We start from the raw sequence: 21024 nt of genomic DNA on the forward strand, positions 1-21024 counted from the left end.
CATCCGTCAGGATGCGGGGCCCTTCGCCGTTGCGGGTCGCGTTCGCGACCACGGGTCGGCCTGGAGGCGCGGGGCGGGCCCGCCACGGGCCTCCCGTCCGTCTCGTCACTGGTACGCGATGTGTTGGTCGGGTGGGATCCGGAACAGAGCAGTTGAGTCCGCGGCGGCGTCGCGCCGCCCTGGCGGTCGGGGTCGCGTCGGTGGGACTGGCGGTGACGTCGCTGGTCCTGGTGCTGACCGGCGGACCGCTCGCAGTGGCAGCTGGCGGCGGTGCGGTCCTCCTGTCCGGGACGATCGGCCGGATCGACCGGGACGGTGGCCGAGCGCCGAACACGTTCCTGATCGTGGTCGGTGTGCTGGCCGTCGCCGTGGTCGCGTGGGTCGTCCGCTCCTGAGTGTCAGGCGGTGCGGCCCTTCTCGTCGACGAGTGAGTACAGGCTGAGCACGTTGCCGTCGGGGTCGCGGACGTCGAACCAGTTCGTGGCGCCGTCGATGCACTCGACGGGGCCGATGTCGATGCCGAGGGCACCGATGCGGCTGTGCTGGGCGGTGACGTCGTCGACACCGAACCGGACGGTGACGGGGTTCTCCTCGGCGTGCTCGTCCTCGTAGAGCTGGATCCAGATGCCGCCGACCTCGTACTCGGCGACGCCGTCCTCGGGTTCGAGGTCCGGCTCGGTGCGCTCGAAGACCGCGCCGTACCAGAGGCAGGACGCCTCGATGTCGGTGACGGGCAGCCCCACGGTCACGCTCGTGATGTCCATGACTCATCATGGCCCGACGGGGTCGGGCGCGTCGAGCGTTTCCTGGTGTGCTGGCAGGCTGGGGACATGGCGACACTGCGCGAACGGATCACGGCACCGGCCCGCCTCGAGCCGCCGGTGCGGACCGGGGGACTGACGTTCCGGCCGGCGACCGCGGACGACACCGCCGGGATGCTCGCGGTGGCGGTCGCCGCAGCGGCGGTGGACGACCCGCGCAGCCGTCCCTCCACAGCGGACATCGAGCGGACGTTGTCCACGGAGGGCCTCGACGTCGCGCGGGACACCCTCGTGGGCGTCGATGCTGAGGGGCATGTGCAGGCGTACGGAATCGTCATCGACATCCCGTCCCGGGTCACCGCGGCCCGGGCGGTGCTCGAGGGTGCGGTCCACCCCGAGGTCCGTGGTCGCGGCGTCGGCAGGAGGGTCCTCGCGTGGCAGGTCGGTCGGGCACGGCAGCGACTGGCGCAGCTCGACGTCGACCTGCCGGCGACGCTCGACGTGGGCGGGCCGGAGGGCTCCTCGGTCCTGCGGCTGGCGGCACGGTCCGGGTTCGCGCCCGTGCGGACCTGGCTCGACATGGAGCTCGTGTTCGACGACGGTCCCCGCGAAGCGCTCCCGGTGCCGCCCGACGGGCTCGTGGTCAGGCCCGCGACGGAGGACGACATCGAGCCGCTGCGGGCGGCCAAGAACGACGCCTTCCGCGACCACTGGGGCTCCCAGCCGATGGTCGCGTCGGACTGGCGCGGGTTCCTCACCTCGGCCAAGAGCCGGCTCGACCTGTCCCGGGTCGTCGTCGACGACACCGGCGCCGTGCGCGCGTTCGCGATCGTCGAGGTCGAACCGTCCGCATTCGAGGCCCGCGGCCACGGCTTCGGGTACGTGCACTGGGTCGGCGTCGTCCGTGGTGCGCGCGGCCGGGGCCTGGCGCCGCTCGTGCTGGGTGCCGCCCTCGACGCGATCCGGGCCGACGGGCTCGCGGCCGCGGTGCTGGACGTCGACGCGGAGAACCCGAGCGGAGCAGGCCGGATCTACCAGCGCCTCGGCTTCGTCGCGGGTGCGGTGCACGTCACGTCGTCGGTGTCCCTCTGACGCGGGTCGTCCGGGTCGTGTCCGCTGGACGGCACCCTCGCACTGGGGGCACCCGATGCCCGTCCGCCCCCTCTTTCTGGGACTGCGGCGGCCCTCCGGCGCGACCGTAGCGTGGTCGAGCGTCGTTCCCCGCACGGCGCCACCCCCGATCCGCGCGCGAACCGAAGGAGGCTCGGAGCCCATGGCCACGCTGTCCGAGATCCTCATCCTCAACGGCGCCCTGCCGATCGAGCACCTCGATTCGATGACCGGCGACGAAGACGTCGACGACCGGTCCATCCGAGCGCTCGTCGACCAGGGCATCGTGAGCGAGGCACAGTACATCACCGCCCGTGCCGCATCGAGCAACTCCCGCACGGTGCCGCTGACCGACTACCCGGTCGACGGCACCGCGGTGTCGATGCTCCCGGCCGCGCTCTGTCGGCGCCACGGCGTGCTCGGCATCGGGTTCGAGGGCGACGTGCTCGTCCTCGCGATGGTGAACCCGACGAACGTCCTCGCGATCGACGACGCACGCACCGCGTCCGGCCGGAGCGTCAAGCCGCTCCAGGTCGAGGAGCGCGACCTCGCCGCGGCGCTCGACCGCTACCTGCGCGCCGACGACGAGCTGAACGACCTCACGTCGTCCCTCGAGGAAGAAGCCTCGCAGCACACCCAGCAGCAGGCCGACCTGACCGACGGTTCGCTCGACGACGTGCCGATCGTCCGGTTCGTGAACCTCCTCGTCTCGCAGGCGATCCAGGACCACGCATCCGACATCCACATCGAGCCCGGCGAGCACGAGGTCCGTGTCCGGTACCGCATCGACGGGGTCCTGCACGAGATGGCCCCGGCACCCAAGAACATCCAGAACGGCGTCATCAGCCGTCTGAAGATCATGAGCGACATCGACATCGCCGAGCGTCGGAAGCCGCAGGACGGTCGCATGTCGGTCCGCCACGGCGGTCGGCAGATCGACCTCCGCGTCGCGACGCTGCCGACCGTGTGGGGCGAGAAGGTCGTCATGCGGATCCTCGACAACACGAACACGTCGATGTCCCTCAAGGACCTCAACCTCCTCGAGCAGAACTTCCAGGCGTACCAGCGCTCCTACTCGAAGCCCTACGGCATGATCCTCGTCACCGGACCCACCGGCTCCGGCAAGTCGACCACGCTGTACACGACGCTCAACGCCGTGGCGAAGCCCGAGATCAACGTCATCACCGTCGAGGACCCGGTCGAGTACCGGATGGCCGGCATCAACCAGGTACAGGTCAACCCGAAGGCCGGGCTGACGTTCGCGTCCGCGCTGCGGTCGATCCTCCGCTCCGACCCCGACGTCGTCCTCCTCGGCGAGATCCGCGACCACGAGACCGCGCAGATCGCCATCGAAGCGTCCCTCACCGGCCACCTGGTGCTCTCCACGCTGCACACGAACGACGCCCCGTCCGCCGTGACCCGGCTCACCGAGATGGACATCGAGCCGTTCCTCGTCGGGTCCGCGCTCGACTCGGTGGTCGCGCAGCGTCTCGCGCGCCGGCTCTGCGACCGCTGCAAGGCCCCGGCCCAGTACGCCCCGGCCCAGTTGCAGGCGCTCGGGTTCCTGCCGTCCGATGTCGACCAGGTCCCCGAGTTCTTCGGTCCGGTCGGCTGCTCGGTCTGCTCCAACACCGGGTACCGCGGGCGCATCGCCCTCCACGAGGTCATGACCGTGACCGAGGAGATCGAGCGCCTCGCCGTCGCTCGGGCCTCGAGCGCCGAGATCAGCCGCGTCGCCCAGGAGCAGGGCATGCTCACCCTCCGCCAGGACGGGTGGGAGAAGGTCAAGCTCGGCATGACGAGCGTCGACGAGATCCTGCGCGTGGTCGCGTAGAAGGCCCGGGAGCACACCGATGACCGACTCCGTGTACGACATCACCCCCGCCGACGGCCCCGTCCACGGCTGGCACCCCGGTGCCCCCGGCAACGAGGTCGGCGGAGGACGCCGAGCAGCCCGCCTGGCCGCCGCGGCGGCTGCCGCCGCATCCCACCCGACCTCCCCGGACGTCGCCGGAGCGGTCGTGCCGCCGCCCGCCGCGTCGCCGGTGTACGACCTCACCGACGACGCCGCCTGGCCCGCGCCCGTCGCGCCGACGCCGACCCCTGCGTGGGACGCGCCCCTCGGCACCGCCACGACCCCGGCTCCGGCCTGGGACACGCCCGTCGACGCCGCCCCGGGGACGGCCGCCGTGTGGCCCGCCCCGTCGGGTGACCCCGTCGCCGTGCCCGTCGCGCAGCCGCAGGCTGCGCCCGCGACGCCCCCCGCAGCCGTCCCGCCGTCGACCGCGTCCTACGGGTACGCCGAAGAGGCGACCCGGCAACTGCCGGTCGTGCCCGGCGGAGTCCCCACGGGCCTCCAGGCCGGAGCCGCGTCCGCCGGGAGCGAGGTCATCAACTTCACCCGCCACGCGCGCGAGGTCGCGGACCCCGACCTGATCACCGCGCTCGCGCAGGTCGTCTACCAGGGGGCGTCCGACCTGCACGTCACCGCCGACGCACCACCGACGGTGCGCGTCGACGGGTCGCTCCGCCCCGCCGTGCCGGGAGGCCCGTGGTCGCGCAACAAGGTCATCGCAGCGCTCAAGACGATGCTGTCCGTCGAACAGGCCGGCCAGTTCGACCACGAGCAGGAACTCGACTTCGCGTACTCCCTCTCGCCCGACTTCCGGTTCCGCGTGAACTTCTACCAGCAGCGTGGCAACTGGGGCGCCGCGTTCCGCATCATCCCGACGAAGATCAAGACCCTCAAGCAGCTCGGCATCCCCGAGCACGTCGGTGAGTTCGCGAAGCTGCCGCGCGGGCTCGTCCTCGTCACCGGACCCACCGGCTCCGGCAAGTCGACCACCCTCGCCGCGCTCATCGACCTCGTCAACGAGACCCGTGCCGACCACATCGTCACGGTCGAGGACCCGATCGAGTTCATGCACGACCACAAGAAGGCGATCATCAACCAGCGTGAGGTCGGGGCCGACACGCACTCCTTCGCCGCCGCGCTCAAGCACGTGCTGCGGCAGGACCCCGACGTCATCCTCATCGGCGAGCTCCGCGACCTCGAGACCATCTCCGTCGCGCTCACCGCCGCCGAGACCGGCCACCTCGTGTTCGCGACCCTCCACACGCAGAGCGCACCCGGCACCATCGACCGCGTCATCGACGTCTTCCCGCCGCACCAGCAGGGGCAGATCCGGACGCAGCTCGCATCGACGCTCGAAGGGGTCGTCTGCCAGACCCTCGTGCCGAAGGCGAACGGTGCCGGCCGCGTCGTCGCCACCGAGATCATGAAGACCACCCCCGCGATCGGGAACCTCATCCGCGAGGGCAAGACCTACCAGATCACCTCGGCGATGCAGGCCGGCCGCGACGCCGGCATGCACACCATGGACCAGGACCTCGCCGAGCTCGTCAACGTCGGCACCATCACCCGCCGTGCCGCGATGGAGAAGGTCCACGACCACGACGGCTTCGACCGGCTCGTGCAGCGCGTCGAGTCGCCCTCCGACTCCTCCGCCGCCGCGATCGCCGCGTCCGAGATCGACTTCGGCGACAAGTACTCGGGAGGCCACTGATGTCGCTCGCCTTCGACTACCGCGGCCGCGACGGCAGTGGCAAGCTCGTGAAGGGGCGGCTCGACGCCGCGTCCGAAGGAGCCGTCGTCCAGCGCCTCCGCGGCATGGGCGTCTCGCCGATCGCCATCTCAGAGGCGAAGCCCGGCACCGGCCTGCAGACCGAGATCAAGATCCCCGGGTTCGAGAAGGGCGTCGGGCTGAAGGACCTCGCGATCATGTCGCGGCAGGCCTCCACCATGCTCACGTCCGGGCTCTCCCTGCTCCGCGCGCTCACGATCCTCGCGGACCAGACGGAGAACAAGAAGCTCAAGGACATCCTCGGCAAGGTCCGGGACGACGTCGAGCGGGGCGTCTCGTTCTCGGACGCGGTCGCGAAGTACCCGGTGGACTTCCCGCCGATCATGATCAACATGATCCGGGCGGGGGAGACGGGCGGCTTCCTGGACCAGGCCATGGACTCGGTGGCGACGAACTTCGAGAAGGAGCACAAGCTCCGGTCGACGATCAAGTCGGCGATGACGTACCCGGTGGTGGTGCTCGTCATGTCGCTCCTGGCCGTCGCGATCATGCTGATCTTCATCGTGCCGATCTTCCAGGACATGTTCTCGTCGCTCGGCGGCAAGCTCCCGCTCCCGACGATGATGCTCGTGTACCTCTCCCACGCGATGCGGTACATCGCGATCCCGTTGGCGATCGCGATCCTGGTGTTCTGGCTCTGGTGGCGAGTGAACAAGAACACCGAGCGAGTGCGAGCGGTCGTCGATCCACTGGTGCTGCGTCTCCCGGTGTTCGGACCCCTGCAGAAGAAGATCGTCATCGCGCGGTTCTCCCGCAACTTCTCGAACATGATCGGCGCGGGCGTCCCGATTCTCCAGACATTGCGGATCGTCGGGGAAGTGTCGAACAACATCGTCGTGAAACGTGCTCTCGACAATGTCGCGGAATCGGTGCGGAAAGGCGAGTCGATCGCTGACCCACTTCAACGCGAGAATGTCTTCCCGGCAATGGTGACGCAGATGGTCGCGGTGGGTGAAGATGCCGGATCCCTTGAGACGATGCTCGAGAAGATCGCGGTGTTCTACGACGCCGAGGTCGAAGCGACCACTGATGCCCTCACCTCCCTGATCGAGCCGTTGCTCATCGCGTTCCTGGGGGTGGTGGTCGGTGGGATGATCATCGCGCTCTACATGCCGATCTTCCAGATCACCAACGTCGTCCAGAACGCCTCCTGATCATCCACCCCCAGAGCGAGGGTGTTCCGCAATTGCTGCGCCCCTCGCACTGGGGGTGAGTTGTACCCGGATTGGCCCCCGTTCTCGGGATTACACCTCGGAAAAGCCGCGAATACGCTGATCAGCGGCGGCCGAGCAAGCCCCGAAATTCAATCCCACGCATTCTTTCGAAGAACGGAAACAACATGTACTTCGCTCTCATGGGCAAGCTCGACGCTCGCCGCAAGGGTCTCCTCGCCGACAAGGAGAAGGGCTTCACGCTCATCGAGCTCCTCGTCGTCGTGATCATCATCGGCATCCTCGCGGCGATCGCGATCCCGGTCTACATCGGGGTGCAGAACAACGCGAAGGACTCGGCCGTGAAGTCCGACGTCACGAACGCGAAGACCGCCGTCGTGAGCATGACCACGTCGGGCGGCACGTCCACCTACCCGGCTTCGGTCGCCGACTTCACTACGTCCGACTACAAGGCTGCGGGAGCCACGAAGGGCGGGGACACGACGCTTACGTACTCCACCAACTCGACCAAGACCGCCTTCTGCATCCAGGGCACGAGCACCGCCACCAGCAAGACGTTCGCTGCAACCGATACCTCTGGTGTCGCTGCAGGAACCTGCAATTCCTCCGGCGGGTTCGTCGCTCCTACGACCACGCCGTGACCCTCGGACCGGCTGATGACGATTCACTCCGTCGTCAGCCGGTCACTCGTCCGACACTGAGAGGAACGTCGTGCTGCTGCGCATCGTCGACCGCCTTCGCGCGGCACGCGAAGCCGAAGACGGTTTCACGATCATCGAGGTGATGGTCGCGATGACGATCTTCGCGATGATCGCCGCCGGCGTCGCGGCCGGCATCGTCTCGACGATGTACCTCACGCAGGACAACCGCTCCCGCGAGGCCGCGCTCAACCTCGCGAACCAGGCGATCGACCTGGCCCGCAGCACCAAAGACGTCTTCACCCTCGACGACGACACCTCGAACCAGACCGTCGGGAACCAGCCGTTCACGATCAAGCAGACGACGAACTGGATCAACTCCGACGGCACCGACACCCCGAACTCCTGCGGAGCCGGCTCCGGTGTCCTCGCCTACAAGCGTGTCTCCGTCACGGTGTCCTGGACGAGCGGCACCTCACCGCGCCAGAAGAGCGTCGTCCTCGACACGCTCATCTCCCCGTCCTCCGCGGTGTCGAGCGCCACGGCCTCGACCATCGTCGTCGGCGTCAGGACCGCGAACGGCGGACCGAACTCCGGTGTGTCGGTGACGATCACCCCGGTGTCCGGTGGCGCGAGCAGCTTGGCCAATCCGCCGTCGGCGACGGACTCGAACGGGTGCAGCTACGCGGTCGGGGTGACCCCGGGGACGTACAGGGTCACGATCGCCAAGGCGGGGAACATCGATCCCAAGGGCGTCGCGGCGCCGTACGACTCCGTCGCGACGGTCGCCGGTGGCGTGGGTAACAAGACGTTCCTCTACGACCAGGCGATCACGGCGACGGCTGGTGCTCCGCTGAACCTGAAGGACGGCGTGACGGCGAAGCTGCCGACCAGCCTCCCGATCTCGTACGAGTACAACGACACGGTCAAGACCGTGACGACGAGCACCGCAACGCTGTTCCCCTACCCGTGGACGGTCATCGCGGGTGCGCTGACCACGGACTGCACCGACGTCGACCCGACGAACTGGCCGACCGCGAACAACCTCGCGACCTCGCCGAACATCTTCAACGCGGCGGACGGCACGACGCCGGGGTTCCTCCCCACCACGGCGACGACGGCGACCGCCCGTGCTCCGATGGGCGTCATCGACGTGAAGATGGGCGGCATCGACACCGTCCTCGTCGCGACGGTGAAGAACACGAGCGCCGTGGTCGGCGGTGATCCGGGCTGCTCTCCGTCCACGACCTACTACTTCACCGGCATGACCCCGTCGAAGGCGACGACCATCGCGCTGCCGTTCGGGACCTGGACGCTCCGTGGGACGACCACCATCGGTGGCCTGCTCAGCAGCAACTCGCAGGACGTGAAGGCGAACCCCGACACGTCGAACCTCAAGGTCTCGACCAGCGGCAACGTCGTCACCCTCGACCCGCGAACGGTGCCCACCTCGTGATCGCCCGAGCGCACCGGCTGCTCGAGCGGCTGCGCGCAGATCAGACAGGGCTCACGCTCGTGGAGCTCCTCGTGGCCATGAGCCTCTCCCTCATCGTGTTGACGGTCGCCGGCTCGTTCCTCATCTCCTCGCAGAGGGCCTCCGTGACCGCGAGCTCCGTCAGTCAGAACACGCGAGCTGCGTCCGCCGCGATGAACGAGATCGGTCGTGTGCTCCGCGCGGCCACGGACAACCCGGTGCCGACCGGGGACGACCCGCAGTACGCGTTCCAGTACGCGAGTGCGACCTCGGTCCGGTTCTTCGCCTACGTCAACCTCGACTCGACGCTGTCCCAGGCCGTCGAGGTGCAACTCACGCTCGACCCGTCGACCAAGCGCATCACCGAGACGAAGTGGGCCGGGACGGCCGTTGCGGGCAACTCGTCGTACTACGCGTTCCCGCTCTCGAGTGCGCCTTCCCTGAGTGCCGCTCCGACGTCGACACGAGTCCTGACGTCGGCCGCGGTGAACGGGTCGCTGTTCAGCTTCAGGGACGCCGCGGGGAACGTCCTCGGAACCCCGACGTCGGCCGTCGCCGCCACCGATCTGCTGAACATCCGATCGGTCGGCGTGACCGTTACCGTCGGCTCCAGCGCGAGCGACGCGAACGCCGTCACGCTCTCGAACACCGCCAGCATGCCGAACATCGTGATGGGGGCCTCCTCGTGATCCGACTCCTGAGGGCGATCCGGTCGCACGACGACGAACGCGGCATCGCACTCGTCGCCGTCATCGGCATCGGCACGGTCGTCATGCTGCTCGTGGCGACGATGGTCGCGATCGCGACCTCGGGGGCACGCGTGACGTCGACGGACCGCGACTGGAACCGTGCGATCGCCGCGGCGTACGCCGGGATCGCCGACTACCAGTCGCGGCTCAACGCCGACAACACCTACGGCAACTACGGGCAGCAGTACGCCCCGTTCAGCCTCGCATCGAGCAGCACCTTCTCCAAGGGAGTCGGGAGCAACCCGGCCTTCAACTACCAGGCGGGCCAGCCGTGGGTGACGGTGCCGACCGGGGACGGCTCCGCGAGCGGCGCCTCCTTCCGGTACGCAGTCGACAACAGCAATTTGTCCTCGCAGGGCGTGATCCGTCTGCAGTCGACCGGCAGATCCGGGAGCACCACCCGATCCGTGATCGCCAACGTGCGGCCGGACGGGTTCTCGAACTACCTCTACTTCACGAACTACGAGTCCGGTGACCCGACCGTGACGAACGAGAAGGCCGTTTCCGGCGGAACGACGCCCTGCACGAGTGCCTACCGTCCCGTCGCGACCTCGACGTCCTGCGACCAGATCCAGTTCGGTTCGGGAGACGTCCTGGCCGGCCCCGTCCGGTCCAACGACCAGATCAAGGTCTGCGGCGCGCGCTTCCGGAGCACGGTCCAGAGCGTCTACGGCGTCACGAGCAGCGGGTGCACGAACGGCACGTACGCATCGAGCCCGACCACGTCGTCGACCCTGACTCCGCCGGCGACCATCGGCGACCTCCGGGACTTCACCCGGACGGACCTGCCCTCGACGATGAACACGGTCGAGAAGGCAGGCTGCCTGTACACCGGACCGACGAAGATCGTCTTCAACGGGGACGGCACGATGACCGTCCGATCGCCGATGACCATCGTGACCCAGGTCACCGGAGGGACGCCGACCGCGGGTGCGCAGCTCACCGGCCCGACCGTGCAGACGGCGGACTCGACTGCCAAGTGCGGGGATCCGGCGACGCTCCGGAGCGCTTCCGGGGCGGTCGTCCCCGTGCCCAAGAACAACATCGTCTACGTCCAGAACGAGCCTGCAGCGCGGCCGACGGGGACGACACAGGACCCGAACTACTGGAACGGGAACGCGACGTTGAAGAACGTAGCAACCGCGTGCACCGCCACCGGCCCGCCGTCGACCAGCGCCTCGACGTTCAAGCAGAACGGCGTGGGCTACCCCTTCATCGGCGCCACGAAGAGCGCGTCCGAGGCCGACCCGACCGCGGGCGACGGCGTGGCCGTCGCCGCGCCGTACGGTTGCGATCGAGGTGACGCCTTCGTGCAGGGGATCGTGGACAAGGCGGTCACGATCGCCGCGGAGAACTACCTGTACGTGACGGGCGACGTGACCTACCCCGCGACCCGGACCGCGTCGACGGTCCTCGGCCTCATCGGGCAGCGAGCGGTCTGGGTGTGGAACCCGATCACGTCGGCTGGGACCACGATCCTCGCCGCGAACCGGGAGATCGACGCCGCGATCCTCTCCAACACCGGGACCTTCGTCGTCCAGAACTGGACGAGGGGCTCGACGTCCGGCCGCGGAACGCTCACCGTGAACGGTTCGATCGCTCAGAACTTCCGTGGCGCCGTGGGGTTGTCGAGCGGTCAGGGGTACACGAAGTCGTACCAGTTCGACTCGAGCTTGGCGACCTACACCCCACCGAAGTTCCCCCAGCCGACCGTCACGACCTACCGCGTCGCGACCCAGGTCGAGTCGAAGACCGCGTACGACGCGAACGGAGCTCCCCGATCGTGACCGCAGCGCTCCCGACCCTCGCCACCCTCGCCGCCGCGTTCGGCGCGGCGCTCGGCCTCGCGATCGGCTCGTTCCTCAACGTCGTCGTGTACCGCGTACCGGCTGGACGCTCCGTCGTCGCGCCGGCGTCGGCCTGCCCGGGTTGCGATCGTCCGATCCGCGGTCGGGACAACGTTCCGGTCCTCTCGTGGCTCGTCCTCCGAGGGCGCTGCCGCGACTGCGCGATGCCGATCTCGGCCCGGTACCCCCTCGTCGAGGGGGCGACCGCCGTGCTGTTCGTGCTCGTCGCCGTCCGCTTCCTCCCAGCCGCCGGTTCATCCGGACGCGAAGTCACGGGCGCTGTACTGCTGCTCGTCGCGCTCCTCGTCCTGATGGCCTGCAGCGTCGCGCTCGCGCTCATCGATCTGGACACCCACACCCTGCCGAACCGCATCGTGCTCCCGCTCTACCCGGTGCTCGCCGTGATGCTGACTGCCTCGAGCGCGTCGAGCGGTGACTGGGCAGCTCTGGTGCGCGGTGCCGTCGGCCTCGTCGTCCTCGGCGGCACGTACCTTGCGCTCGCCGTCGCGGTACCCCGCGGGATGGGCTTCGGCGACGTCAAGCTCGCTGGCGCGCTCGGCCTCGTGCTGGCGTACCTCGGATGGGGACCCCTCGCTGTGGGTGCTTTCGGCGCCTTCCTCCTCGGAGGTACCTTCGGCATCGTCCTCCTGCTGGTCCGACGGGCTGGTCGTTCGACCGGCATCCCGTTCGGCCCCTGGATGCTCCTCGGCGCGTGGGTGGGCGCGTTCGCCGGTGCTCCCGTCTGGGACGCCTACCTCCGTCTGCTCGGGCTCTGAGCAGGGCCCGACCGAAGCGATCCGAAGGAACACGACATGGCGAAGAACATCGTCGGCATCGACATCGGTGCTGATGCCATCCGCGCGGTGGAGGTCGCGGACGCGGACAAACCGCAGCCCACGATCGTCCGAGTCGCCGAGGTTCCCGTCCCGCCGGACGCCACCAAGCACGGCGAGGTGCTCGAGGCGAACACCGTTGCCGGGGCGCTCCGCAGTCTGTGGACACTCGGTCGGTTCCGGAGTAGGGACGTCGTCCTCGGGATGGGCAACCAGCGCGTGCTCTCCCGCGACCTCACGGTGCCGAAGGCACCCATCGCCCAGATCCGCGAATCGCTGCCCTTCCAGGTCCAGGACATGCTCCCGGTGCCGGTCGGAGACGCGATCCTCGACTTCTACCCCACGTCCGAAGGTGTCGAGGAGAACGGGCCCGTCGTGCACGGCCTCCTCGTCGCGGCCATCAAGGACGCCGTCCTCGCCAACGTCCGTGCAGCCGAACTCGCCGGGCTGAAGCCCGTGGGTGTCGACCTGATCCCGTTCGCGCTCACCCGTGTCCTCGCGCCGCGGGTCCGCGGAGCCGGGACCGTCGCGATCGTCGATTGCGGCGGCAACACGACGTCGGTCGTCATCGCCCATGACGGCGTGCCGCGCTTCGTCCGGATCATCCCCACCGGTGGGGACGACGTCACGAAGTCCATCGCCGCCCGGCTGGAGGTGCCGCTGCCCGAAGCCGAGGCGGTGAAGCGCCACTTCGGCCTCGTCGGCAGGACGCAGACCCCCGACGACGTGCGTGCCGTCGCGGTCACCCGTGAGACCGTGGGCGAGCTGATGACGAGCATCCGCAACACCGTCAACTACTACGCGAACACCCGTCCGGAGGACCCGGTGCGGAGCGTCCTCATCGTCGGTGGTGGCGCGGCGCTCCCCGGCCTCCGCGAGGGCCTCGGTGACGTGACGGGTCTCCCCGTCGCGATCGGGGACCCCTTCGTGACCGCCCGGACCTCCCGGGGCATCGCGCCGGAGGTCCTCCGTGAGCGATCCGCGTCGATGGCCGTCGCCTGGAGCCTGGCCGTCGGAGGTCGAGCGGCATGACCGAGACACTCGACCCCACGACCACGTCGAGCAAGCGGCGTGCAGGCGCCCTTCGTCGCCCCGCGGGACCGACCCCCACCCAAGCCGGTCACGACCAACGACGCGCACTCGTCGTCGGCGGTTCGCCGCGGGTCGATCTCCTGCCGCGTGAGGTACACGTCGCACGGCGCCAGCGTGCAGTGGTTCGACGCGTCTGGGCGGGTGTCGTCGTCGTCGCGGTCGGTGTCGGGATCGTGACGGGCTGGGCCGTGATGGACCGCAGCGCCGCGGAACAGGACCTGCGGTCGGCGCAGGACGAGACGACGAGCCTCGCGCAGCAGCAGGGCCAGTTCCGGGACGTCCGGACCACGGAGTCCGCCACCACGCTCCTCGAGGCAGCGCAGCAGGTCGGCGGCGCCACCGAGGTGGACTGGTCGGCGACGTTGCGATCGGTGCAGAGCAAGTTGCCGTCGGGCGTGCAGATCACCGGCGTGACCGTCGACTCCGCGTCCGCGACCGAGGCGTACGCGCAGTCCGACGACCCGCTGCAAGGCCAGCGGATCGCCACACTGACCTTCGACGCGCGGAGCGCGACGCTTCCGTCAGTTCCCGACTGGCTCTCGGCTGTCCGCGGAGTACCCGGGTTCGTGGACGCGAACGCCAACTCGGTCGCCCGGTCGGAGGACGGCTCCGGCTACGCGGTGAACATGACGATCCACCTCGACGAGAAGGCGTTCGACGACCGCTACGCCGCCAAGAAGGACTGAGCGATGACCAGGAACCGTCTGAGCATGCTGCTCGCCCTCGTTGCGATGGCGATCGTCGCCGTCGGCGGGTTCTTCCTCGCCGTGCAACCGCAGCTCGCCTTGGCGGCGTCGGCGAGGGAACAGACCGCCACGGTCGAACAGACCAACGCGACGAGCCGCGCGGAACTCGCGCGTCTGCGCGAGCAGGCCGCGAAGCTGCCCGCGATGCAGCGCGAGCTCGGCACGCTCACCGGCTCGATACCCGAAACGGCGTCCACCTCAGCGTTCATCGACGAGCTCGACGCGGTCGCGGCGCGCGCGGGCATGCAGGTGTCGGCATTCACCGCGAGTGATGCCACGGCGTACAACCCGCCCGCCACGTCGAACGTGAGCGCGGAGACGTCCCCATCCGCCACGGCGGCGCCCGAGGCGACGCCGACCGCCACGGCTGCTCCGACACCCACGACCCCGACTGCGCCGAGCGTCGTGACGAACGCGGCGATCACGGGGCAGAACTTCTCGGTCATCCCGGTCACGGTGGCGGTCGACGGCACGTTCGACCAGGCGCTGCAGTTCGTCAAGGGCGTGCAGGGCGGGACACGGCTCTTCCTGATCACCTCGATCACCTCCGCCGAGCAGAGTGGGGACGACGGCGCTGCGACGGCCGATTCGACGTGGACCTTCGGCGGCTCGATCTACGTGCTCGATCGTGCGATGGAGACCCCCTCGGCGGCGGCGACCGCCAGCCCCTCGAACGGCTGACCGACCCCCTCCGCAGGACCCCCGCAGACTGGGGTGTGACGCGCCACGCCACACCCTCTTCCGTCGGGGGTCCTCGTCTGCGTACGATGCTCGCGACGCCGCGCTCGTGGCTGCTCATCCCCCTCTCGAACGGCCCCGCTCGCGGGCTGTTCCTCGTCGTGCCCGGAGTCGCGCGTGTTGAACGGAATCGTGGAGTTCCTCGGCTGGTTCGGAGCCGTAACCGTCCTGGCTGGTTACATTCTCTTCTCGACCGGCAAGCTACCGAACGGGCCGGTCTACCAGCTGCTCAACCTCGTCGGCGGCCTCGCGATCGCCGTCAACGTCGGAGCTCACCACGCGATCCCGTCGCTCATCGTCAACGGCATCTGGGCGATCGTCGCCGTGGTGGTCCTGACGAAGATGCTGCGCACGCGACGGGCGGCCAGGCGCGGCGAGCCGGTGGCGGCGACGACGGGTCCGATCCTCGTCGAGCCACCGACCACGACAGCGGTCCTGCCGGTCGTCGGCCCGGCCCTCCGCGACCACGACGACACGACCGACCACGGCGACACGACCGAGCCGGACACCGGATCGCACGTGGGCACCGAGGCGCACGACGGGGCGCGCGTCCACACCGCGGCCGGGGCGCCCACTGCCCCGGCCCCCATGACCGAGACCGTCCCGGTGATCACCGCGACCATCGCCCTCGCCCTGGTCGCGGCAGCACAGCGGGAGCATCAGGGCAACGAGCACAAGCAGCAGGACAACGAGCGCCAGCGGCAGGGCAACGAGCGCAAGCAGCAGGACAATGAGCACCAGCAGCAGGACCACGTGCCCGAGCAGCCCGAACTGGCCTGACGGCTGACAGCCGAACCGAGCCGAACCCCGCGGGACCCGCCCGCGCAGCCGACCCCGGCGATACGATCGCTCCATGTCCCGGTGGCTGATCGCGACGATGACGTCCGTGCTCTTCATCGCGCTCGTCGTCGCGGTGTCCGGCTTCGAGGCGCTCCTCGCCGACGTCGAACCGATCACCCAGCCCGACGCGACCCCGTACCTCGGCCCCGCGATGGTGGTCTCGGTCGCGATCGTGGTGTTCCTCGCGACCGCCGCCGGAGCCCGCGAGGGCAACCCCGGCGTCACGGGCCTGGTCGCCGCAGCGACCTCGTACCTGGTGATGCTCGGTGTCGGAGCCGTCGGGTACGCACTGCTCCGGGGTGACGCCACGGAGCTCCTCGTCTTCCCGGCGGGCTCTGCGCTCGGGCCCTTCGTGGTCGGGACCGTCGTGGTCGCCCTGGTCTGCGTCGTCGGGGGGATCGCCGTCGTCCGACACCAGGCGCGAGCGGCGGGGGCGGCCCCGGAAGGCTCCGGCAGCGGCCCCGGCCCGGTCCCGGGAGGCCCTGGCCGCACGTCCGCACCGGCCCCCGACGCCCGGGGGAGTGACGGCGGTCCGCGGTAGGATCGCCCCGCACGACGCGACACCGCGAGCCGCGCCGTGCGACGACCACGCACGGCGACCGGGGGCACGATGACCGACCACGACCACGGCTGGGGAGCGGTCCCGCCCGTCGACTCCATCCGCGGCACCCGGGTCCCGGATCCCGCACGTCCCCGTCGGCGCCTGCGGCGCGGCGCGCTCATCGGGATCCTCGCGGGCGCGGCTGCGCTCGTCCTCCTCGTGGTGGGCGGCGGCATCGGCTACGCGAACGGCATGAGCACGCACGCGGCCGACCGGCCGGTCCGTGCCTTCCTCGACGACCTCGTGGCCGGCAAGGCCGAGGCCGCTCTCGATTCCGCCGGCATCGAGCGTGAGAAGGGGGACGCCCTGCTGACCGACGCCGCCTACGCGAAGGCGAAGCGGACGATCACCGGCTACCGCATCACCGCGGTCCGGACGAGCGGTGACAGCGCTGCCGTCACGACCGCACTCCGACAGGGCGGACAGGACGTCCCGGCGACGTTCGAGCTGAGCCGGACCGGCACCGACTGGGGCGTGTTCCCGGTCTGGCAGCTGCAGCCGCCCCGGCTCGGCGCCGTCGACGTGTCGGTCCGCGGCCCGGCCCGCACCCCGCTCGATGTCGCGGGCAGGTCCGTCACGACGTCGAAGGACGGCACGGCGACGCTCACCGCCCTCCCCGGCAGCTACGACGTCGTGATCAGGGGCGGCAAGTGGGTCGAGTCCGGCAGCGAGACCGCCACGGTCAGCGGGTTCGGCGGCACCGCGTCGAGCCCGGTCGCGATGACGGCCACCCTCACGTCGGCGGGCAGGAGCGCGGCGACGAAGGCAGTGGACACCTGGGTCGACTGGTGCATCGCGTCGCACGACCCGGCGCCGTCCGGGTGCAGCTTCTACGCCTACGGCGAAGACCCGTCCTACACGTACACCAACGAGCGCTGGACGCTCGGCACCCGCCCGGTCGTCTCGGTCGGCGAGTGGTCGTCCGGCGGCTGGCTCGTCACGACGACCACCTACGGTCGCGCGACCTTCACCGCGGACATCTCCGGTCCGGGTGGCGTCGGCACGGCCTCCGCCGGCCCCATGAACGTCAATGCGAGCGGGTACATCACGGGGTTCGACGGTGACGGGGCGACCTTCCGTTCCGCGGTCGCCCCGTCGTCGTCCGAGTCCGGCTCCTGACGCCCGGCGTCCGGCCTGGAGGCACGGGTCGCCCCCCGACCGGGCAGCCCACGTCGGACGCGGTGCGGGTCGCCCTGACCGGGCAGCCAACGTCGGACACGGTGCGGGTCGCCCTGACCGGGCAGCCAACGTCGGACGCGGTGCGGGTCGCGCGGTTGGCCGGGCAGCCCGATCCGGACGCGGTGCGGGTCGCGCCCTGGCCGGGCAGCCCGCTCCGGACGCGATGCGGGGCGCCCCGACCGGGCAGCCCACCTCGGATGCGGCCCCGCCGCCCGCGGGAGGACCCGCCGGACCGGCGTTCGCCCTGGGCGGTCCCCACGGGCCTCCAGGGCGACGCGCCCGGATTGATTTCGCGTGGTGCCGCGGGTAGGCTCTACCGGGTGTGCGCCCTCGGGCGCGCCCGAAAGTCCGGACGGCCGACGGCCGCATCCGGGCCACTCCGTCCCCCACCGAACCGTCCGCCGACAGGCGGTCCTCGGTGTGGGACGAGGAAGCCGGCGGTCCGCGCCGGCCGGAGAGCACGAGCGAAGAACCAGGAGAACAGTTGCCTACTATCCAGCAGCTGGTTCGCAAGGGTCGTACGCCGAAGGTCACCAAGACCAAGGCGCCCGCCCTGAAGGCGAACCCCCAGCAGCGTGGTGTGTGCACCCGCGTCTACACCACCACCCCCAAGAAGCCGAACTCGGCACTGCGCAAGGTCGCTCGTGTCAAGCTCTCGAACGGCACCGAGGTCACGGCCTACATCCCCGGTGAGGGCCACAACCTCCAGGAGCACTCGATGGTGCTCGTCCGTGGCGGTCGTGTGAAGGACCTGCCCGGTGTCCGCTACAAGATCATCCGCGGTGCGCTCGACACGCAGGCCGTGAAGAACCGTAAGCAGGCGCGTAGCCGCTACGGCGCGAAGAAGGGTTGAGTCAATGCCTCGTAAGGGTCCCGCTCCCAAGCGTCCCGTCGTCGCAGACCCGGTCTACGGCGCGCCGATCGTCTCGCAGCTCGTGAACAAGATCCTGCTGGACGGCAAGAAGGGCCTCGCCGAGCGCATCGTCTACGGTGCACTCGAGGGCGTCTCCGCCAAGAACCAGCAGGATGCCGTCGCGACGCTCAAGAAGGCGCTCGACAACGTCCGTCCGACCCTCGAGGTCCGCAGCCGCCGTGTCGGTGGCTCGACCTACCAGGTCCCGGTCGAGGTCAAGCCGCACCGCGCGAACACCCTCGCGCTCCGCTGGCTGACCTCCTACGCCAAGGCCCGTCGCGAGAAGACGATGACCGAGCGTCTCATGAACGAGATCCTCGACGCGTCGAACGGTCTCGGTGCCGCGGTCAAGCGCCGTGAGGACACGCACAAGATGGCCGAGTCGAACAAGGCCTTCGCCCACTACCGCTGGTAGTCCCGGCACCGTTCCGGGGCGTCGGCGGTCAAGAACCCCGGCGCCCCGGAACGGACGCCCATCTCTCCTACAACTCTTCCGGAGGAACCCTGTGGCACAGGACGTGCTCACCGACCTGAACAAGGTCCGCAACATCGGCATCATGGCGCACATCGATGCCGGCAAGACCACGACGACCGAGCGCATCCTGTTCTACACGGGCATCACGCACAAGATCGGTGAGGTCCACGACGGCGCTGCGACGATGGACTGGATGGCGCAGGAGCAGGAGCGCGGCATCACGATCACGTCGGCCGCGACGACCTGCTTCTGGGACAACAACCAGATCAACATCATCGACACCCCCGGTCACGTGGACTTCACGGTCGAGGTGGAGCGCTCGCTCCGCGTCCTCGACGGTGCGGTCGCCGTCTTCGACGGCAAGGAGGGCGTCGAGCCCCAGTCCGAGACCGTGTGGCGTCAGGCGGACAAGTACGACGTCCCGCGCATCTGCTTCGTCAACAAGATGGACAAGCTCGGCGCTGACTTCTACTTCACCGTCGACACGATCGTGAACCGCCTCGGTGCGGAGCCGCTCGTGCTCCAGCTCCCGATCGGTGCCGAGAACGACTTCGTCGGTGTCGTCGACCTCATCGAGATGCACGCCAAGGTCTGGCCGGGCGACGCCAAGGGTGATGTCACCATGGGCGCCCAGTACGAGGTCCAGGAGATCCCCGCGGACCTCCAGGCCCGTGCCGAGGAGTACCGCGCGAAGCTGATCGAGCGCGTCGCCGAGTCCGACGACGCCCTGCTCGAGAAGTTCTTCGACGGCCAGGAGCTCACCAAGGACGAGATCCGCGCTGGCATCCGCAAGCTCACGATCGCGTCCGAGGTCTACCCGGTCCTCTGCGGCTCGGCGTTCAAGAACCGCGGTGTCCAGCCGATGCTCGACGCTGTCATCTCGTACCTCCCGTCGCCGCTCGACGTCCCGCCGATGATCGGCCACGACGTCAAGGACGAGGAGAAGGAGATCATCCGCAAGCCCGACGCCACCGAGCCGTTCTCGGCCCTGGCGTTCAAGGTCGCGGTGCACCCCTTCTTCGGTCGCCTGACCTACGTCCGCGTCTACTCGGGCTCGATCGAGTCGGGTGCCCAGGTCATCAACTCGACCAAGGGCAAGAAGGAGCGCATCGGCAAGATCTTCCAGATGCACTCCAACAAGGAGAACCCGGTCGACAACGTCACCGCCGGTCACATCTACGCGGTCATCGGCCTCAAGGACACCACCACCGGTGACACCCTCTGTGACCCGAGCAACCAGGTCGTCCTCGAGTCGATGACGTTCCCGGAGCCGGTCATCGAGGTCGCCATCGAGCCGAACACGAAGGCCGACCAGGAGAAGCTCTCCACGGCCATCCAGAAGCTCGCGGAAGAGGACCCGACGTTCCGCGTCGAGCTCAACGCCGAGACCGGTCAGACCACGATCAAGGGCATGGGCGAGCTCCACCTCGACATCCTGGTCGACCGCATGAAGCGCGAGTTCAAGGTCGAGGCGTCCGTCGGCAAGCCGCAGGTGGCCTACCGCGAGACCCTGACCAAGCCGGTCGAGCGCTACGACTACACCCACAAGAAGCAGACCGGTGGTTCCGGTCAGTTCGCGAAGGTGCAGATCGCGCTCGAGCCCATGGAGGTCACGGCGGAGAAGGTCTACGAGTTCGAGAACGCCGTCACCGGTGGCCGCGTCCCGCGCGAGTACATCCCGTCGGTGGACGCCGGTATCCAGGACGCCATGCAGGTCGGCATCCTCGCCGGGTACCCGACGGTCGGCGTGAAGGCCATCCTCAAGGACGGTCAGTCGCACGACGTCGACTCCTCCGAGATGGCGTTCAAGATCGCCGGTTCGATGGCCTACAAGGAAGCCGCCCGCAAGGCGGGCCCGGTCATCCTCGAGCCGATCATGGCCGTCGAGGTCCGTACGCCCGAGGAGTACATGGGCGACGTGATCGGTGACCTGAACTCCCGTCGTGGCCAGATCGCCTCGATGGAGGACGCTTCGGGCGTCAAGGTGGTCCGCGCGAGCGTGCCGCTGTCCGAGATGTTCGGCTACGTCGGCGACCTCCGGTCGAAGACCTCTGGTCGCGCCGTCTACTCGATGACCTTCGAGACCTACGCACAGGTCCCGGCCAAGGTCGCCGAGGAGATCGTCGCGAAGAGCAAGGGGGAGTAGCGCTCCAGCGCTGCTCCACAGGCGAGGGTGCCCGGCGACGGGCCCTTCGTCACCAAGTACAGTAAA

At 69.3% G+C, this 21024-nt stretch carries 20 protein-coding genes; 19 read left to right on the forward strand and 1 reads right to left on the reverse strand.

Annotated elements, in window-relative coordinates; genetic code table 11:
• Window positions 1-212 precede the first annotated feature (212 nt).
• On the forward strand, window positions 213-395 hold the full coding sequence (locus tag QPJ90_RS06020; protein ID WP_290133555.1) for a hypothetical protein: 183 nt from the start codon (window positions 213-215) through the stop codon (window positions 393-395).
• 3 nt (window positions 396-398) lie between these two features.
• Here the strand turns inward: QPJ90_RS06020 and QPJ90_RS06025 are convergent, their stop codons facing one another.
• Complete coding sequence (locus QPJ90_RS06025) at window positions 399-764, reverse strand: VOC family protein (RefSeq protein WP_022904460.1); 366 nt, start codon at window positions 762-764, stop codon at window positions 399-401.
• Between the two features lie 66 nt (window positions 765-830).
• Here QPJ90_RS06025 and QPJ90_RS06030 point away from each other — a divergent pair, with 66 nt between their 5' ends.
• From QPJ90_RS06030 to fusA, 18 genes are all read left to right on the forward strand, one after another.
• Window positions 831-1853 (forward strand): GNAT family N-acetyltransferase, encoded by a 1023-nt coding sequence (locus tag QPJ90_RS06030; protein WP_290133556.1) that lies wholly within the window; start codon window positions 831-833, stop codon window positions 1851-1853.
• Window positions 1854-2034: 181 nt separating this feature from the next.
• Window positions 2035-3705 carry an ATPase, T2SS/T4P/T4SS family gene (locus QPJ90_RS06035; protein ID WP_290133557.1) on the forward strand — a complete coding sequence of 557 codons (1671 nt, stop codon included), beginning with the start codon at window positions 2035-2037 and terminating at the stop codon, window positions 3703-3705.
• A 19-nt stretch (window positions 3706-3724) separates the two neighbouring features.
• A complete protein-coding gene (locus QPJ90_RS06040; protein WP_290133558.1) occupies window positions 3725-5437 on the forward strand; it encodes a type IV pilus twitching motility protein PilT in 1713 nt (570 codons plus the stop codon).
• A complete protein-coding gene (locus QPJ90_RS06045; RefSeq protein WP_290133559.1) occupies window positions 5437-6669 on the forward strand; it encodes a type II secretion system F family protein in 1233 nt (410 codons plus the stop codon). Before QPJ90_RS06040 ends, QPJ90_RS06045 begins: the two co-directional genes overlap by 1 nt.
• Window positions 6670-6854: 185 nt before the next feature.
• Entirely contained in the window at window positions 6855-7328 is a 474-nt protein-coding gene (locus tag QPJ90_RS17720) for a prepilin-type N-terminal cleavage/methylation domain-containing protein (RefSeq protein WP_354670491.1), read from the forward strand.
• Window positions 7329-7398: 70 nt separating this feature from the next.
• A complete protein-coding gene (locus tag QPJ90_RS06055; RefSeq protein WP_290133560.1) occupies window positions 7399-8781 on the forward strand; it encodes a prepilin-type N-terminal cleavage/methylation domain-containing protein in 1383 nt (460 codons plus the stop codon).
• Window positions 8778-9488, forward strand: coding sequence for a prepilin-type N-terminal cleavage/methylation domain-containing protein (locus QPJ90_RS06060; protein WP_290133561.1), 711 nt, complete (start codon window positions 8778-8780; stop codon window positions 9486-9488). Before QPJ90_RS06055 ends, QPJ90_RS06060 begins: the two co-directional genes overlap by 4 nt.
• Window positions 9485-11335: a hypothetical protein gene (locus QPJ90_RS06065; protein WP_290133562.1), complete on the forward strand. Its 1851-nt coding sequence runs from the start codon at window positions 9485-9487 to the stop codon at window positions 11333-11335. Before QPJ90_RS06060 ends, QPJ90_RS06065 begins: the two co-directional genes overlap by 4 nt.
• Window positions 11332-12171 (forward strand): A24 family peptidase, encoded by an 840-nt coding sequence (locus QPJ90_RS06070; RefSeq protein ID WP_290133563.1) that lies wholly within the window; start codon window positions 11332-11334, stop codon window positions 12169-12171. Before QPJ90_RS06065 ends, QPJ90_RS06070 begins: the two co-directional genes overlap by 4 nt.
• A gap of 36 nt (window positions 12172-12207) precedes the next feature.
• Entirely contained in the window at window positions 12208-13260 is a 1053-nt protein-coding gene (pilM, locus tag QPJ90_RS06075; protein WP_290133564.1) for a type IV pilus assembly protein PilM, read from the forward strand.
• A 179-nt stretch (window positions 13261-13439) separates the two neighbouring features.
• Window positions 13440-14006 carry a hypothetical protein gene (locus QPJ90_RS06080; protein ID WP_290133565.1) on the forward strand — a complete coding sequence of 189 codons (567 nt, stop codon included), beginning with the start codon at window positions 13440-13442 and terminating at the stop codon, window positions 14004-14006.
• Between the two features lie 3 nt (window positions 14007-14009).
• Window positions 14010-14747: a hypothetical protein gene (locus tag QPJ90_RS06085; protein WP_290133566.1), complete on the forward strand. Its 738-nt coding sequence runs from the start codon at window positions 14010-14012 to the stop codon at window positions 14745-14747.
• A 174-nt stretch (window positions 14748-14921) separates the two neighbouring features.
• Window positions 14922-15584: a hypothetical protein gene (locus QPJ90_RS06090; protein ID WP_290133567.1), complete on the forward strand. Its 663-nt coding sequence runs from the start codon at window positions 14922-14924 to the stop codon at window positions 15582-15584.
• A 73-nt stretch (window positions 15585-15657) separates the two neighbouring features.
• Window positions 15658-16185: a DUF6121 family protein gene (locus tag QPJ90_RS06095; RefSeq protein WP_290133568.1), complete on the forward strand. Its 528-nt coding sequence runs from the start codon at window positions 15658-15660 to the stop codon at window positions 16183-16185.
• 69 nt (window positions 16186-16254) lie between these two features.
• Window positions 16255-17364, forward strand: a complete 1110-nt coding sequence (locus QPJ90_RS06100) for a hypothetical protein (RefSeq protein WP_290133569.1) — start codon at window positions 16255-16257, stop codon at window positions 17362-17364.
• 544 nt (window positions 17365-17908) lie between these two features.
• On the forward strand, window positions 17909-18277 hold the full coding sequence (gene rpsL / locus QPJ90_RS06105) for a 30S ribosomal protein S12 (protein WP_017885540.1): 369 nt from the start codon (window positions 17909-17911) through the stop codon (window positions 18275-18277).
• 4 nt (window positions 18278-18281) lie between these two features.
• Window positions 18282-18752: a 30S ribosomal protein S7 gene (gene rpsG, locus QPJ90_RS06110; protein ID WP_022903294.1), complete on the forward strand. Its 471-nt coding sequence runs from the start codon at window positions 18282-18284 to the stop codon at window positions 18750-18752.
• Between the two features lie 91 nt (window positions 18753-18843).
• A complete protein-coding gene (fusA, locus tag QPJ90_RS06115) occupies window positions 18844-20958 on the forward strand; it encodes an elongation factor G (protein WP_290133570.1) in 2115 nt (704 codons plus the stop codon).
• Window positions 20959-21024: the final 66 nt, after the last annotated feature.

This window comes from Curtobacterium sp. 458, from assembly GCF_030406605.1.
GTDB lineage: Bacteria > Actinomycetota > Actinomycetes > Actinomycetales > Microbacteriaceae > Curtobacterium.